Source organism: Pseudocolwellia agarivorans (assembly GCF_002000085.1).
Classification (GTDB): Bacteria; Pseudomonadota; Gammaproteobacteria; order Enterobacterales; family Alteromonadaceae; genus Pseudocolwellia; species Pseudocolwellia agarivorans.
On record NZ_MUZU01000003.1, the window covers coordinates 259,847 to 276,697 of the forward strand.

Sequence of the window (16,851 nt, forward strand, 5' to 3'; positions counted from 1 at the left end):
ATGTTATTTATATGACATAAAAGCACTTTAAATAACATTAATTCCAGTAGGGTTACTTTGGCCTAAGTACATATTAATATCAACAAATTACTCATTTAAACTGATAAAATTACGGCTACTCATCAATTTAAAGCTTCATTTAAAAGCTTATCTAATTTGGTGGTACTGATGTCGTTGCCGTTTTTTATCTCGATCAATGCATTTCTATTAGTTAAATCAACAATTAAGGTAGCCATTTGTTCGTTATTTTTCCATGTCATTTTCAAAGTAGATTGGCCACTAGTTATGCTAAATTCACCATTAAATGCGTCACAGCTATTGCGCAATTTAATCAGCTGAATTAATGCTTTAGTAAAAGGCTTGTTTAGCGCTTGTTCAATACCATTCGTATCAAGATACGGACGGTTAATATCTCTGCCTACATTGGATTTTGATAATAATTCCATGGCATTTTTTTCAGCCAGCAAACCCGCGTAATAAACTTGTGGTGTACCAGGAGCAAAAAATTGAATAGCTCTTGCCACTAAATAATCAAAGTCGTTTTGTCCAAGTGCATCATAATATGTGCAATTTACTTGATACAAATCCACATTACTTGCCGCTGCGCCCGTAGCCATTTTACTTTCGCCAGCGCTATTCACATGAATAGTTTCAACCAACTTATCTATTTGCTCTTCGTTAAGTAATCCCGCTTTGCCATCCATAGGGCCTACATCAATAATGCCAATACCATCATGTGTATCTAACACGGTAATGCAGTTTCTTGGCGAAATAGTTAACCACTTTGTCAAAGCCGTAAAATCTTTACTAAAAATACTGTGTAACACTAAAGGAGGTAAGGCAAAATCGTAAACACGGTCTACACGTTTAGCTATTTCTATTTGTGTTTGATAATACGAATGAATTTCTACTAGGGTTTCAATGCCTAAATCGTTCGCTGTTTTGCTAAGGTCATCAATAAATTTGAAAGTTTCATCAAGCATAAAGCAACTGGTTCCGGCTTTTTTAAGCGCATAACCTGCAGCATCTAAACGAATGATCTTAATATTGTTTTCAGAAAAGGTTTTTAAAATGCGTGATAAATACTCTTTTCCTATTTCAGAAGTAACATCAATGTCTATTTGATTATCAGTAAATGTGGTCCAAAAATTTGCACTGTCATTATTGGGTAATGAAAATTCAGTGAAACAACTTCCCGGACGAGGTCGGTATATTTTTTCAGCCTGTTCTTCACTTAACCCATTTGGAAATACTTTTTCTTTTGTTAAAAATAAATCCCAAAATGGGGAATTTTTACCGTTTTTAAGTACATCTTTAAATTCTTTAGACTGCGCAGACATGTGATTTACAATAAGGTCAGCCATTAACTCATGCCCTTCGCCTAAGGCTTTTACATCATTCCAATCGCCTAATCGGCTATCAACCTGTGTATGGTCTATCGGGTCAAAACCTGCATCGCTGCCGTCAATTGGATAATAAAATGGCAACAAATGAACACCTGAAAATAAGCCAGCGAGCTGCTCATTTAAAAGATTGTTTAACGTTTGAGTATTTGAACCCGTTAACCTGTCTATATAGGTCATTAACTGAACATTGTTTTTCATAAGTTTACCGTATAATTTTAAGTTGCATCTTAATCGATTAAGAACTATCTTTATATACAATCTCATTTTAATCAAGAATAATTTTATATTTTATTTAAGTTGGCAAAACAATAAGAAAGAAAAATAGAGCGAAATAAAAGGTGAAACTTCTTTATTTATCAACTTTATAAAGTGCTATTTTTTAGTCATTAAAATGAGTAAGAATATATCGATATCAATAATAAAAATTAAATCATGCTTAAATTGTAATATATCCATATCAACTCAAAGTGCATGGTATATATAGAATGTAGTCAGGGGAAAATAAAATGACAACGAAATATAATTCACCACCCTTATCCTTCAAAGAAAAAGTCGGCTACGGCATGGGTGATATGGCGTCTAACTTCTACATGGGGTTCTTTTCACTCTTTCTGCTGTATTACTACACCGATGTTTATGGTATTTCAGCGGCAGCGGCAGCAACCATGTTATTAGTAACAAAAATTATTGATGCGGTAAGTGATCCTGCCATGGGATTAATTGCTGATAGAACCACGACTAAATGGGGGAAATATCGTCCTTATTTGCTTTGGATGGCGATTCCTTATGCATTACTGGGTTACCTTCTATTTCTAGGTCCTGAGTTTGGTGATACCGGAAAACTAATTTTTGCTTATATTACTTATTCGTTAATAATGCTCGCTTATACAGCCATTAACGTTCCTTACTCTGGCTTGATGGCTGTTATTCATCCGCAATCTGGTGAGCGAACAAAAGCGGCGCAATTTAGATTTATTTTTGCATCTGTAGGCTCTTTAGTGGTGGGCGCATCAGCCAAACCTTTGGTTGATTATTTAGGTGGAGGCGATGAGTTATTAGGTTTCCGCTTAACCATTATTTTATTTGCTATTCTGTCTGTCGCTGTGTTTTGGTATACCTTTGCTGTTACTAAAGAACGCGTTACACCTAAAAAGCATGAGTCGAGTATTAAAGAAGATTTCGCTACTTTATTAGAGAATAAGTCGTGGATAATACTCGTATTTACAGGGATATTCGTTGTGGTTGGCTTAGTGGCTCGCTTTGCTTCTATTGCCTATTACACTAAATACTATATGGGTGACGACGGTACTAATATATTCTTGTGGATGGATGAAACCACATTAATTATTTCATGTGGTTTACTCGGTCAACTATTTGGCGCACTTATTACCCCTAAATTAGTAACGCTTTTTGAAAAACACAAATTGATGTTCGCCATTAATTTAATTCATGCATTACTGCTGTTTTTCGCATTTACTATTTCCCCAGACAACCTTGCCCTGACAATTATTGTGCATACCTTAGGCATTATTACTTTTGGTATAGCAATTACTCTACTCTTTACTATGTATACCGATTGTGTGGAATATGGTGAATGGAAAACAGGTAATAATAGCGCCGGTTTAACGGTATCCGCCTCTATGTTCTCATTAAAGTTTGGTTCTGCTGTGGGTGGTGCACTACCTGGTTTTATACTAGCAGCCTTCGGGTTTATAGCTAACGAAACCCAAACGCCAGAGTCTATTGAAGGTATTCGCTATATGTTTAACATATTACCCGGCGTTTTCTTTTTATTCGGTGCTATTCTTATACTCTTCTACAAAATTGATCGGGCGCAATTAACTCAGATTGAAAACGATTTGGCCCAGCGCCGTAATTAACCTGAATTGTTTCTGCAAAAAATACATCACTTTTACTAAGTAATGTATTTTTTACTATGCGCCTCAATGTTATTAAGTGATTTTTAGGGTTTATTAACGCCCTATTTGTTATTTACAGTCTTGTGGCACATTAATTTCGTATATAAATCCAAACTAAATCGTTTTATTTTTCATCAGATTAATAGAAGAAACACAGTTTAAGAAAAAAAATATTTGCAAAATGCACTTGTTTAGTTAAATATTAACTTAATCGATTAAGTTCGAGTTAAAAATAACTATACTAAATAGATACACGGGGTGAACACATGAAACACATTACACATAAGAAATTAATACTAAGCACGTTAGCCATGGCGATATGTTCTAGCGTAAGCGCAGCAGATACCGCCACATCAGAAACAGTAGAAAAGAAAGGCTTAGACTTTGAACGCATTGTAGTAACAGGCTCGGCGGGTAAAGGCGCAACCGTTATGGCATCAAGTGTTTCAGTCAGTAGCTTATCTTCAGATCAAATAGAAGTGAGCACACCAAGAAGCTCAGCTGAAGCATTTAGATCTATACCAGGTATTCGTTCAGAGTCTTCTGGTGGCGAAGGCAATGCCAATATTGCAGTACGTGGGTTACCCGTTGCTGCTGGTGGTGCAAAGTTTTTACAAATTCAAGAAGACGGCTTACCGCTTTTACAATTTGGTGATATTGCTTTTGGTAACGCTGATATCTTTTTAAGATTAGACAGCACCATGGCATCTATCGAATCAATTCGTGGTGGTTCTGCCTCAACCTTAGCCACCAACTCACCGGGTGGTATTATTAATATCATCAGTAAAACAGGTGAATCTGAATCAGGTAGTGTAGCAACAACTATTGGCCTAGATTACGATCATACGCGTACCGATTTTGAATACGGCAGCGAAATTAGCGATAGCCTGTATTTTCATATTGGTGGTTTTTACCGTCAAGGCGAAGGCCCAAGAGAAGCTGGTTACACGGGTAATCAAGGCGGACAGATCAAAGCGAATATTACTAAAGAGTTTGATAAAGGCTACGTAAGACTTTATTACAAACATTTAGACGATAAAACTATTGCATATTTACCTATGCCGGCAACATCAAAAGGTAAATCAGTAGGTAGTTTTGACCCTTCTTCTGATACTCCACACTCAGCTTATTTTACGTCGTTATTAACAACTGATGCTAACAACAATCTACGTCGTTCAGACATGCGCGACGGTATGAGCCCAGAAGTTGATTCTGTAGGTGTTGAAGCCGTATTTGATTTAGGCAACGATTGGTCTATTGAAAACAGATTTAGAACATCAAGCACTAAAGGTGGCTTTACTTCTCCTATCCCTGAAAGTATTCAAAACAGCCAGACACTTGCTGAAAGTTTAGCGGGTACAGGTGCAACCTTGAGTTACGCAAACGGCCCTTCTGAAGGACAAGCCTATACGGGTAACAACTTAATGCGTATTCATACGTTTGATGTTGAAATGAATAACTTAGATTTTATGGTTAATGATTTAAAAATATTAAAATCATTTGGCGATACTAATGTAACTTTTGGTTACTACAAGTCATTACAAAACATTGAAACAACTTGGCTTTGGAATTCATACCTGCAAGAAGTTAAAGGCGACAACGCAGCACTTGTTGATGTAACCGCAGCTAACGGTACTCGTTTTTCTGATAACGGCTTAATTGCTTATGGTGTGCCAGCTTGGGGCAACTGTTGTACACGTAACTATGATCTTCAATACGATGTAACCGCACCTTATATTGCGGTTAATTCAATCTTTGGTGATTTAACTATTGATGCAAGTGTTCGTCATGACAGCGGAGAAGCAACCGGTACTTATACGGGTGCAGTACAAGCTGAATTAGATATGAACAGAGATGGTACAATTTCAGTTGCTGAACAAAGTGTTTCGGTATTAGATAACAGCAATCCTTCTTATGTAAATTACGATTGGAGTTACACCTCTTACTCTTTAGGTGCTAACTATATTTTAAATGATGATATGGCTGTATTTGCTCGCTTAAGTCATGGTGGAACAGCAAACGCTGACCGTTTAGCCTTTGGTAAAATTGCTACTGACGGTAGTGTAAATGATGAAGATGCAGTTGATGAAGTTGACCAATTCGAAGCGGGTATTAAGTATCGTCAAGACAGACTTTCGGTATTTGCTACGGCTTTCTTTGCTGAAACTCAAGAGCAAAACTTTGAAGCAAGCAGTCAACGATTTACTGACCGAGTATATGAGTCGTATGGTGTTGAGGTTGAAGCCGCATACTACATTGGCGACTTTGATATTCGAGGTAACTTTACATGGACTGACGCCGAAATTACGAAAGACAATAAAAACCCAGATCAAGTAGGCAATACACCAAGAAGACAAGCTGACTTAGTTTATTCATTAACAACACGTTATAACTTCGACGAAGGCTCTGCAGGTATTAGTTTAATAGGCACGACTGATGCTTATGCTCAAGATAACCTTGATCAAAGTGTAGATAATATTCTTAAATTCGACGGATACACGCAAGTAAATGCATTCGCTCAATATTATTTATCCGACGCATTTAGTGTTGCTTTAAACATTAACAATCTATTTGATACTACAGGTATTACCGAAGCTGAAGAAGGTACTGTTCCTGTAAATGACATTATCAGAGCTAGAACAATTAATGGTAGAACCAGCAGTATTACTCTTAAATACGATTTTTAATTTTTTCTAGTCAAAGCAATCAAAAGCCCATTTTTATGGGCTTTTTTTAAGGTGAATTTATGTGTTCTTTACTCAGTTATGGCGAAGTATTAGTCGACTTTTTACCCGCCTCAATCAACAACCCAAACTATATTCCACTTGCTGGAGGTGCTCCTGCTAATGTTGCAGTAGCTTTCGCTAAACTAGGCGGAGAAAGTTATTTTGCTGGAGGTATCAGCGAAGATAATTTTGGTAATATGCTTCTACAGCAACTAGAAAGCGAAGGCGTTAATACCTGTTTTACTCAAAAAATAAAAAATGCCAATACCGCTCTCGTATTAGTCAGTTTAGACGAGCACGGCGAAAGAGACTTTAACTTTTATCGCCACAACACAGCCGATACTTTATATACAAAAGCACATATCGATAATATTGAGTGGCAAGGCATTAGTTTATTTCACTATTGTTCAAACACGTTAACCAGTGAATCAATGAGCGATAACACCCTTTATGCCATTAAACAGGCCAAAGCTAACAATGTGTTAATAAGTTTTGATGTAAATTTACGCCAGCAACTCTGGAACGACCTCGCTTTATTACCTGAAAGAGTTGAAGCCTGCATTAAGCAAAGCGACATTATAAAATTAAGTAAAGACGAAGCGGAGTACTTAGCAAATATTCAACAACTTGATGTTCAAGATTACATACGATCTTTAATATCTCTAGGCGCTAAACTTATTGTAGTAACCGACGGGTCAAATGCAGTACAGGCTACCTGTAAGTATTTTTCAACCATGCATGAAGTGCCTAAAATAACACCAATTGACACAACAGGTGCAGGCGACAGCTTTATTTCAGGCTTTCTGTTTTATTTAACTCAAGAAACTTACAGTAATGAAAACAAAAAAACATTATTTGATGTTATAGAACAACCTGACCATATTTATGCTGCCGTATTATTTGCTGCAAAATGTGGGGCGTTTACTTGTCAGAAAAAAGGTGCATTTGCAGCACTCCCTAAAATAACAGACATTTAGTTTATCGCCAGCGGAATAATACTTTTGCTGGTAACTGTCCCTTTTATCTTACAAAAGGCGTGGCTTTACAAAATACGCCTTTAAATAATCAATTAACAAACGTAACTTTTTAGACTCTGCTCCACCTGGGGGAAATACGCCATACACATTAATGTCTTTCATTTTATAGTCATCAAGCACCGACACTAAAGTACCTTGCTGAATTTTAGGTTTGGCATCGTAAATTGGAATTCTTGCTAAACCATGTCCGCCTTCAACAAAAGCTGTGCGTGCTGCGGCATTGTTTGTGGTAATTGTGCCTTTCATTTCAATGCTAAACGAACGAGTACCTTTTGTTAACTCAATCGTGCCCGAGGTCAGTTTATACACCACCCATTGATGCTTATTTAAATCAGTTGGATGGGTAGGTACACCAAACTTTTCAAAATACGAGGGCGCTGCGCAAAGGCAAGTGCCTAGCGTAGAAAGCTTGATTGCTTGTAAGCCGGAATCCGCTAATGGCGCGCCACGTATAGCTAAATCAATCCCCTCTTTCATGATATTAACGACCTCGTCCGTTAGCATCACATCAAGTTCAATTTTAGGGTAAAGGGTTCTAAATTCGTTAAGTGCTGGCACAATAGTTTGTAAGCCAACATTGACTGGGCAAGTAATTTTAAGCAAGCCAACAGGTTCATGCTTTAAGTTTTCAATTTGCTGATTAGCCGCAGACGCTTGCTCGGCAATAACACGACAATGTTGATAATAATCGCTACCTGCTTCGGTGAGAGAAATGGTTCGGGTTGAACGATTAAGTAACTTTATCTCTAAGTGCGCTTCAAGCTTCTTAATATGATAGCTCACCACCGCACGCGACAAACCAAGGCGTTTAGCTGCACCGCTTAATGTACCTTGCTCAATAACTTGCGCAAATACCACCATACTTTTTAGTTGTTCAAATGAAATATCCATCACTTACTCGACTTAGCTTTAAAAAACACACGTCGCCATTGTATCATTTATTAATACAATGATATCAATTTTGTCTGCATTGTTAGCTACAACCAACAAGAGTAAACTGTTCCCAACTAGCAAAATACATGTAGCAAATTAAAATTATCGAGGTATAAAATGAATACGAAGAAAATATTAATGGTATTAACATCTCATGCTGATTTAGGTAACACAGGCGAAAAAACTGGCTTTTGGATAGAAGAATTTGCCGCTCCGTATTACACCTTTAAAGATGCAGGTATTGAAGTAACATTAGCGTCACCTCTTGGCGGACAACCACCTATCGATCCGAAGAGTGAACTAGACGATTTTCAAACGCCAGCAACGGTAAAATACTTTGCTGATTCAGAAACACAAAACCTTGTGGCTAACACACGCGTTTTAGCTGAATTAAACGCAGATGATTTTGATGCCGTTTTTTACCCCGGCGGTCACGGACCATTATGGGATTTAACTGAAAACACGACTTCTATTCAATTAATAGAGAACTTTTTAGCAAGTAACAAGCCTGTAGCCGCAGTATGTCATGCAACGGCCGCTTTCTTAAATGTTAAAAACAGCACAGGTGAATACGCCATTAAAGGTAAAGCTATCTCAGGATTTACCAATACTGAAGAAGCCGCTGTAGAGCTTACCGACATCGTACCTTTTTTACTTGAAGACGAGTTAATTAAGCGTGGTGGCGATTATCAAAAAGTTGAAGATTGGAATGCTTTTGCCGTGCAAGATGGCCTTATTATTTCAGGACAAAACCCTGCAAGCTCAACACTAGTAGCCCAAAAATTACTAAGCCAATTAAACGCTTAACTTTCCTTAATTACTATATTGCGAGGTATTACTTTGTTAAATTTTACATTTCATAGTCCAACAAAAATTCACTTCGGTGAAGATCAAATTAACGTTATTGCTGACGAAATTCCAGCAGACGCAAAAGTATTATTAGTTTACGGTGGTGGTTCAATTAAAAGTAACGGTGTTTACGACCAAGTAGTAGACGCATTAACTGACCATACTTGGTTTGAATTTTCAGGCATAGAACCAAACCCAAGTTACGACACATTAATGAAAGCGCAAGACATTATTAAACAGCAAGGCATTAATTACTTACTTGCTGTTGGTGGTGGTTCTGTTATTGATGGCGCTAAGTTTATATCTGCTGCGGCTTTGTTTGAAGGTGATGATCCGTGGGACATTCTCATCAAACAAGCGCCAGTAAAAAAAGTACTCCCTATTGGCGCAGTATTAACTTTACCTGCAACGGGTTCTGAAAGTAATGGTAACTCTGTTGTGACTCGCAATGGTACTAAGTTACCATTTTCGAGCGGCTTATTACGTCCACAATTTGCGGTGTTAGATCCAAAAGTTACCTTGTCGTTATCTGATCGCCAAATCAGTAATGGCGTAGTCGACGCTTTTGTTCATGTTATTGAACAATACTTAACTTATAGTGTTAATGGCAAAGTTCAAGACCGTTTTGCCGAAGGTTTATTACAAACCTTAATTGAAGAAGGCCCTAAAGCGTTAAATGCTGAAACTAAAGATGATTTAGCCATACGTGGCAACATCATGTGGTCAGCAACCATGGCGTTAAACGGACTTATCGGTGCTGGTGTTCCACAAGATTGGTCTACCCACATGATAGGACATGAATTAACGGGCGGCTTTGGTATTGATCACGCAAGAACCTTATCTATAATTTTACCTGCGGTTATGAAAGTAAAACGTACTGAAAAACATGAAAAGTTAGTGCAATTTGCAGAACGTGTTTGGCAGTTAACGGATAGCGACGACACCGTAAAAATAGATAAAGCGATTGCGTTAACTGAAGATTTTTTCAAACGTATGGATGTTCCAATCCGATTATCTGAAGTGGGTATTACACAAGATAATGTTGAAGGTTTATTAGAAAAACTACAGCAACACGGTATGACAGCGCTAGGCGAACATGGCGACATTAGCATAGACGTAAGTCGTAAAATATTAGAGCAAGCCCTTTAAAAAAAGAGGTAAGTGACATTAAGCTTACCTCACCAATTTCCTCAGCGACTCAAGCTAAAGCACTATTGGAGAAAAATCATGATAACAGTTCATCATTTAAACGAATCACGTTCAAGACGCGTATTATGGTTACTTGAAGAGTTAAAAACGCCTTATAATTTAGTTAATCATCAACGCGATGCAACAACACATTTAGCGCCTGACAGTTTGAAAAAAGTTCATCCTTTAGCAAAAGCCCCTGTTATTGTAGACGGAGACATAACCCTGTGTGAATCGGGTGCAGTTATCGAATATATTTTAAATACTTATTCACAAAATAGCTTACGCCCTGCCCCTAACACGCCTGAATATTACCAATATTTAGAATGGCTACATTTTGCTGAAGGGTCATTGAGCTTACCCGTTATTTCCTCTTTATTTATGCAAATGGAAAACAGAGACGGAACACAGCCGATGGACGGTTATATTGCGAAAGAAATAGCACTCGACTTTTCGTATATTGAAACCACACTAAAAAATAGAGATTATTTTGCTGGTGATGATTTCAGTGCGGCAGACATTATGATGGCCGTAATACTTGAAATAGCAGAAAAAAGAGGAATGTTAGACGGACGCACTCATACTCTTAACTACCTAGAAAAAGTACAACAACGCAGTGCATATCAAACGGCACTCAACTTAGGCTAAATACGCTAACCTCTTTGCTTATTAAAAAGTGGAATATTACGCACATTGTAATTGATTAGGTATAATAGCCTAATCAATTAAGCGTTATGCTTTCATATTTCAATTCAAAGATCATTCGTGACTGGAAAAACACATCATGCGAATAGCCGTTACTCAGCTTGCCACTTCATCTGATCCGCAAGAAACCTTAGCCAATTGCATTAGCGTTATAAGCCAAACCGCAGCGTGTAAACCATCACTTATTGTTCTTCCTGAACTGGGTAACATCTCTTTTTTACAAGAAATAGTCGAGCAAGCTAAAAAACATCATTGTTATATTACCCTTAGCCTAATTCAGCCAACGAAAAAGCATACGACTTCGTGTTTATTATCACCGCAAGGTGAAATTATTTATCCCGCAGAACAACAAGCATTAACGACGCCTTGGGTGAAACTTGGGCTTTTATCGAACAGCCAAGATACTAGCTTTGAAACATCGCGAGGTTTAACTTTACAAGGCGCACAGTTGTTATGCCATTCAATGAACACGTTTTCACTTGATCAACATAATATCCATGGCCCTGCTCGCGCCTGTGAAAATAAGGTATTTTTAGCTTCAGCAAATAAAATTGGACCATTTTTAACTGAAACTCAACAGACAAACGAACCGCTTGTTAGCCTTGGTCAAAGCCAAATAGTAGCCCCTAATGGTCAGCTATTAGCAAAAATAACGCACAATGAAACAGGCTTTGTTTTTGCCGATATAGACTTGGAAGACGCCCTTGAAAAACAACGCCCCGATGAAACAAATATTATTGAACAACGACGACCTCAACTTTATCAAGCGCTACAATCACAAATAAAAACAGCAACCTTAACTACAGACAATAACAAGGTTCCTGCAACCGCTAATGTTGCACTATTCACCACATACAAATCTAACGAACAAGCGATTGAAGATGTATGCCATTACATTGAAAATAACCTCAGCGATATTATTCAATTACCTGAGTTATTTTTTATTGCAGATAAAAGTATTACTCATAACACCGAACAACTCGCTGAAATAGAAAACTTAAGTACGCAACTTATCAGTCAAATAAGCGCTGAACTCAGACCGTTTCAATACGTGTGTACAAGTTTAGTGATTGGAGGAATACATCAAGCCGTAATAATCAACGAACAAGGGTTATTCGCTACGCAACAACAATTACATTTTTGCCAAAGATACTCGTGGAGTGCGCTAGGCAATAACTTACAGATTATTGAATTACCCTTAGAGCAAGGCAATATTAACATAGCCATGTTAACTGCCGACGATGCTAACATACCCGAAATAGTTAACCTTGCAGCATTAAATAACATTCACGTATTACTGGTTCCTTTTGATATTCAAGAGCCGTGCGAAGTAGAATATAACTTAATAGCTAAAGCCGCCGAGCACCGTATTTGTATTGTGGCAGCGAGTCGCGAAAAAAGCTTTGCAGCCGCAACACCTATTGATAAAACCGATAACAATATATTTAAGAAAAACAAAGTAAAAGCACAAAAATGTACAGGGTTTATTGCCAATTTAACAACAACGCCCACCCAACTTGAGCAGTGGCAGTTTAGAAAGTTTGAAGGTTACCTCAATCGACCTTTAGTTAAATATCAGCACGGTAAAATAACCAAAGCTTTGGTTTATCCGAGCGCGGCTTGTAATAAACTTACGATATTGCAAACGGATTAATCACTAACAGGCATTTTCTTGAAGCTCAGTAAAAGACTAAAACAAATAGATAAAATGGTTACAACACAGTATTCCCACATTTGGGATTGCTGTTGCGATCATGGCTTTTTAGGTGCTGCACTATTAAATAGACAAACTGATACTCATATTCATTTTGTTGATATTGTGCCTGAGTTAATGGCTGAACTAGACACTAAACTACAACGATTTTATTCAAACGCGGTTTCAAGGTGGGAAACACATTGCCTTGATGTAGCAACATTGCCTTTAGAAAAATACCAAGGTAATCACCTTGTGATTATTGCTGGAGTGGGTGGCGATTTAATGATCCAGTTTGTTGAAGCTATTTACCAAAAGCACCAAAATCTAGCTATAGATTTTTTACTATGCCCTGTGCATCACCAATTTGCATTACGCCATAAGCTAATAGAACTTAACTTTGGTTTGAAACAAGAAGTATTAGTGGAAGATAACAAACGTTTTTATGAGATTTTATTGGTTTCATCCGCACATAACGAGCATAAACCGATAACGGCAGTTGGCGATAAAATATGGCGTTCACAATCACCACAACAAGCTAAAGTAGTTGAAAGCTATTTACATAAAACGCTGAATCATTACCAACGTATTCAGCAAGGAGACGCCAGCAAAGTACAACATATAATTGATGCTTACCGTGCCCTAGTACCTGTGATTCATACTGATAGATAGTACCGATAAATAATAACTAACGTGCTAGCGATTTTAAACGAATGGTATTCATAAACAATGTTGGATCACTGATTTTATCCAGCATTGTGCTATCAGGCAAACAATCATCGTCTACGTAGTCGACATAATCCGCTGCTGAATCAAAAATTAAAATATCTAACGCTAATCGATCTAAACCATACAAACCTCGATGGATCATATCAGCCGAAAAAACGAGTAAATCACCTGCGGCTAACTCAATTTTTTTACCGTTAGATAAATCATCACTACTCAACCTACCCTTTCTTTCATCTCGTACATTAAATTCTTCTTCGCTGTCCCAGCGCTTATGTGTACCGGGAATAAGCTCCATACCGAGTTCGTCAAATAAAGGCACTCTAAGATGTAAAACCTGATCATCAAGAATCACTTTTTTTTGTGATTCTACATCATGATCATATTGACAATCTCTATGCCAAAAGTCTTTTTGTTGAGGGTTAACCGGATTAAAAAATAGCTGAGTGTTCATAAAGGCAGGGTTATTCGGTATAACCGAGTCAACCACTGCCATTACTTTTTTTGAGCTAATAAAGTTAAAAAGCTTTATTCGGTCGTCAAAACTCAAATATTGGCTGCCAGTAATTAAAGAAGAATTAAACGCTTCCGTTTGATAAAACTCAGCATTATCTTTTTTCCAGCGCTCATGAAATGTTAATATCACCTCTCTAAGAGACGACATTTCAGCAGTATTAAAATAATTTCGAATAACAAAGTAACCTTGCTCTTCATACTGGCTATTTAACGGGTTTATATTTTCTACCATTAACAACGTTGAACACTTTATTGTAGTAGGGCAACCCCATAATTTAATGAGATTGATAACCTATAATTAAAAACGCGTATTATCTTTATCGCTTGCTTGGCAGTCAAACATTAAACGAATTAAAACCTTTTATGCTTCTTGCGTTATTTGCTCTAATGCCTGTTTGAAGGTATTGGCACTTTGCCCACCCGATATCGAATATTTATTATTAATGATAAATGTAGGAACCGAATGAATACCGCGTTCTAAACTAAACTTTTGTTCTGTGCGCACTTGTTGTGAATAATCATCCGAATCAAGAACACGTTTCGCTTCTTCCACATCAAGACCAATAAAACCGACAAGATTAACTAAGTTTTCATTCTTATTTAACGGCATATTCTCAGTAAAATGCGCATCAAAAAAAGCCATTTTTAACTCATGCTGCTTACCTTGGGTTTTCGCCCATGCTAATAGTCGATGCAAATCAAAACTATTAATCATACGCATATCTTGCGAAAAGTTAAAAGTAAACCCAACGTCTTTACCTCTTTGAGTAAGCGTTTCTCTATTTGCATCACTTTGCTCTTGGGTAATACCGTATTTTTCCATTATATGTTGTGTAATATTTTGCCCTTCAGCCGGCATATCAGGATTAAGCTCAAAAGGCATCCAGTTAATGTTTGCTTCAATATTAGGAGCTAATTCTTTAAGTGCCGACTCTAAGCCTTTATAACCAACAATGCACCACGGACACATAATGTCTGACACAATATCAATTTGTACTTTGCTCATATTAAATCCTTACAATAAGTGACCTGTAGCCACTTATTTTTGAAAAATGTGGACTGATCGTTATAGTTTAACAATCAACTTACCTTTGTTTTCACCGGTAAAAAATAGATTTAAGCCATTAATAGCTGACTCTAACCCTTCTAATACATGCGATCTGTGTTTAATCTTACCAGCCATCACATAAGGGGTCATTTTTTCTAACAATGCTGGCACTTCATGAAAATGATCTGGCATAGTAAAACCTTGAATCGTAAGACGACGCTTAATTACATTGATCCAACTTGGCCCCGGTGTTGGTACTTCTTTATCGTAATCCGCTATCAAGCCACACACTACAACGCGACCATGAGCATTCATGCGATCTACAATTAAGCTTTGAATTGGACCACCTGTATTCTCAAAATACAAATCAATACCATCAACTGCGTGTTTAGCAAGTTGCCCATCTAAATCGTCACTTTTGTAATTAATCGCGGCATCAAAACCTAGTTCATTTACAATCCAATCGGCTTTTTCGTCTGTGCCTACAACACCAATAACTTTTAAGCCTTCCGCTTTTGCTAATTGACCAACAATTGACCCTACAGATCCTGCGGCGCCTGTAACAATAAGAGTTTCGCCTTTTTTAGGCTTGCCAACATTAAATAAGCCTTGTGTAGCAGTTAAACCCGGTAAAGCAAAAACCGACAATATGGTTTCGTCAGGTAGTGGAACGGTTATTTTATTAAGACCCTGGCCTTTACTTAAAAAATATTCTTGCCATCCCATTATCCCCATCACTCTATCTCCCACTTTAAATTCAGGGTGGTTACTTTCTATAACCTCTCCTACACCAGAGCTACGCATAACATCACCTAGAGCAACAGGTGGAATATAACTGTTAGTATCTGGGCTCATCCAGCCAAACATAGCAGGATCAAGTGACATATAATTTTGTTTAACTAAAAACTCGCCTTCGCCTAATGTAGGTATGTCTTTTTGTACCACTGCGAATAGCTCTGCATTGATTGGCTCACCAGCAATAGGACGTTTAATAAGATTAATAGCGGTATATGTTGTCATGTATGATCCCTCTCAATAAATTAATATGAATGTTTGTTAAGTGGGGTCATTATTCTCTTATTTTACTGTAAGATATATAAGCTAATTAGCGAATATTTATTGTTATAAAGACAATAATAAACAGGAGGATTTATGGATCAATTAAGAGCACTTAAATATTTTGTAAAAGTTGTAGAACACGGTAGCTTTAGTAAGGCCGCTGAGTTGTTTTCTGTACCCCCTTCATCACTATCGCGTAGAGTTGCAGACTTAGAGCAAAACTTAGGCGCAACATTGTTAAAGCGTACAACAAGAGCCGTCAGCCTAACTGAGATAGGGCAAATTTATTACCAACAAGTTACCGAAATACTCTCTTTATTAGCCTACAGCGACGAAACCGTAAGAAATTACCAAACAACCCCAATGGGCGTGCTAAACATAAGTTCAATGGTGGGTTTTGGTGAACGAATTCTACTACCATTACTTGATGAATTTAGTGAGCTATACCCACAAATTACATTAAACGTAAGCTTAAGTGACAACCTTACAACATTAGCTCGCGATGAAGTCGATTTAGCTATTCGCGGAGGTTATGCTCCCGACGAAAGAGTTATTGCAATAAAATTAATGCAAAACAATTTTATTGCCGTTGCCTCTCAAAGTTATTTAGAAAAATACGGTACCCCCGTAAATGCCATAGAGCTAAAACAGCACAAAGGCTTATACTTTAAAACGCCAAACGGACCAACCCCTTGGATTTGTGAAATAAACAATCAATGGCAAGACGTGTCGGCCGAGCAAGTTTTAATTAGTAATAACGGCAAATGGTTAGTCGATAAAGCTATTGCAGGAGCAGGTATTTTAATGATGCCTCGTTGGTCATTAAATCCAAGTATTCAATCAGGTGAATTAACTGAATTAACCATAACCCCTACAGTTCAAATATCTCAACAAGCAAACTTGGGAGTGTATTTGTTATACCAAAAACAGCGCTATCAAGTACCTAAAGTAAAGGCTGCAGTAGATTTTTTAGTTTCAAAAATAAAAGAAGTTGGCTAAGTTTGCTTACTAAGAAATTTTTATATGGTGAGATTAGTTTTACAGTA

The 16,851-nt window shown here is 37.4% G+C and carries 14 protein-coding genes; 9 read left to right on the forward strand and 5 right to left on the reverse strand.

Annotated elements, in window-relative coordinates; genetic code table 11:
* Window positions 1–122 precede the first annotated feature (122 nt).
* A complete protein-coding gene (gtfA, locus tag B0X80_RS06825) occupies window positions 123–1,604 on the reverse strand; it encodes a sucrose phosphorylase (RefSeq protein ID WP_077339088.1) in 1,482 nt (493 codons plus the stop codon).
* A 308-nt stretch (window positions 1,605–1,912) separates the two neighbouring features.
* Between gtfA and B0X80_RS06830 the strand changes: the two genes are divergently transcribed.
* From B0X80_RS06830 to B0X80_RS06840, 3 genes are all read left to right on the forward strand, one after another.
* Complete coding sequence (locus B0X80_RS06830; RefSeq protein WP_077339089.1) at window positions 1,913–3,286, forward strand: MFS transporter; 1,374 nt, start codon at window positions 1,913–1,915, stop codon at window positions 3,284–3,286.
* 305 nt (window positions 3,287–3,591) lie between these two features.
* Window positions 3,592–6,012 carry a TonB-dependent receptor domain-containing protein gene (locus B0X80_RS06835; RefSeq protein ID WP_077339090.1) on the forward strand — a complete coding sequence of 807 codons (2,421 nt, stop codon included), beginning with the start codon at window positions 3,592–3,594 and terminating at the stop codon, window positions 6,010–6,012.
* Window positions 6,013–6,071: 59 nt separating this feature from the next.
* The gene (locus B0X80_RS06840) at window positions 6,072–7,028 is read left to right on the forward strand and encodes a carbohydrate kinase family protein (protein ID WP_077339091.1); all 957 of its coding nucleotides are present in this window, start codon (window positions 6,072–6,074) and stop codon (window positions 7,026–7,028) included.
* A gap of 48 nt (window positions 7,029–7,076) precedes the next feature.
* Here the strand turns inward: B0X80_RS06840 and B0X80_RS06845 are convergent, their stop codons facing one another.
* Window positions 7,077–7,979 (reverse strand): LysR family transcriptional regulator, encoded by a 903-nt coding sequence (locus B0X80_RS06845; RefSeq protein WP_077339092.1) that lies wholly within the window; start codon window positions 7,977–7,979, stop codon window positions 7,077–7,079.
* Window positions 7,980–8,138: 159 nt separating this feature from the next.
* Between B0X80_RS06845 and B0X80_RS06850 the strand changes: the two genes are divergently transcribed.
* The 5 genes from B0X80_RS06850 (at window position 8,139) to B0X80_RS06870 (ending at window position 13,128) form a co-directional block, all read left to right on the forward strand.
* Window positions 8,139–8,828: a type 1 glutamine amidotransferase domain-containing protein gene (locus tag B0X80_RS06850; RefSeq protein WP_077339093.1), complete on the forward strand. Its 690-nt coding sequence runs from the start codon at window positions 8,139–8,141 to the stop codon at window positions 8,826–8,828.
* Between the two features lie 33 nt (window positions 8,829–8,861).
* Entirely contained in the window at window positions 8,862–10,019 is a 1,158-nt protein-coding gene (locus tag B0X80_RS06855) for an iron-containing alcohol dehydrogenase (protein ID WP_077339094.1), read from the forward strand.
* Window positions 10,020–10,097: 78 nt separating this feature from the next.
* Entirely contained in the window at window positions 10,098–10,706 is a 609-nt protein-coding gene (locus B0X80_RS06860) for a glutathione S-transferase family protein (protein ID WP_077339095.1), read from the forward strand.
* 136 nt (window positions 10,707–10,842) lie between these two features.
* Complete coding sequence (locus B0X80_RS06865; protein WP_077339096.1) at window positions 10,843–12,417, forward strand: nitrilase-related carbon-nitrogen hydrolase; 1,575 nt, start codon at window positions 10,843–10,845, stop codon at window positions 12,415–12,417.
* A gap of 18 nt (window positions 12,418–12,435) precedes the next feature.
* Entirely contained in the window at window positions 12,436–13,128 is a 693-nt protein-coding gene (locus B0X80_RS06870) for a tRNA (adenine(22)-N(1))-methyltransferase (RefSeq protein ID WP_077339097.1), read from the forward strand.
* 16 nt (window positions 13,129–13,144) lie between these two features.
* Here B0X80_RS06870 and B0X80_RS06875 read toward each other — a convergent pair whose 3' ends face one another.
* The 3 genes from B0X80_RS06875 to B0X80_RS06885 all read right to left on the reverse strand — a co-directional run bounded on the left by B0X80_RS06875 (window position 13,145) and on the right by B0X80_RS06885 (window position 15,766).
* On the reverse strand, window positions 13,145–13,930 hold the full coding sequence (locus tag B0X80_RS06875) for a phytanoyl-CoA dioxygenase family protein (protein WP_077339098.1): 786 nt from the start codon (window positions 13,928–13,930) through the stop codon (window positions 13,145–13,147).
* Between the two features lie 129 nt (window positions 13,931–14,059).
* Window positions 14,060–14,704, reverse strand: a complete 645-nt coding sequence (locus B0X80_RS06880; protein WP_077339099.1) for a DsbA family oxidoreductase — start codon at window positions 14,702–14,704, stop codon at window positions 14,060–14,062.
* A gap of 60 nt (window positions 14,705–14,764) precedes the next feature.
* Window positions 14,765–15,766 carry an NADP-dependent oxidoreductase gene (locus B0X80_RS06885; RefSeq protein WP_077339100.1) on the reverse strand — a complete coding sequence of 334 codons (1,002 nt, stop codon included), beginning with the start codon at window positions 15,764–15,766 and terminating at the stop codon, window positions 14,765–14,767.
* 132 nt (window positions 15,767–15,898) lie between these two features.
* Here B0X80_RS06885 and B0X80_RS06890 point away from each other — a divergent pair, with 132 nt between their 5' ends.
* Window positions 15,899–16,804, forward strand: coding sequence for a LysR family transcriptional regulator (locus B0X80_RS06890; RefSeq protein ID WP_077339101.1), 906 nt, complete (start codon window positions 15,899–15,901; stop codon window positions 16,802–16,804).
* Window positions 16,805–16,851 lie beyond the last annotated feature (47 nt).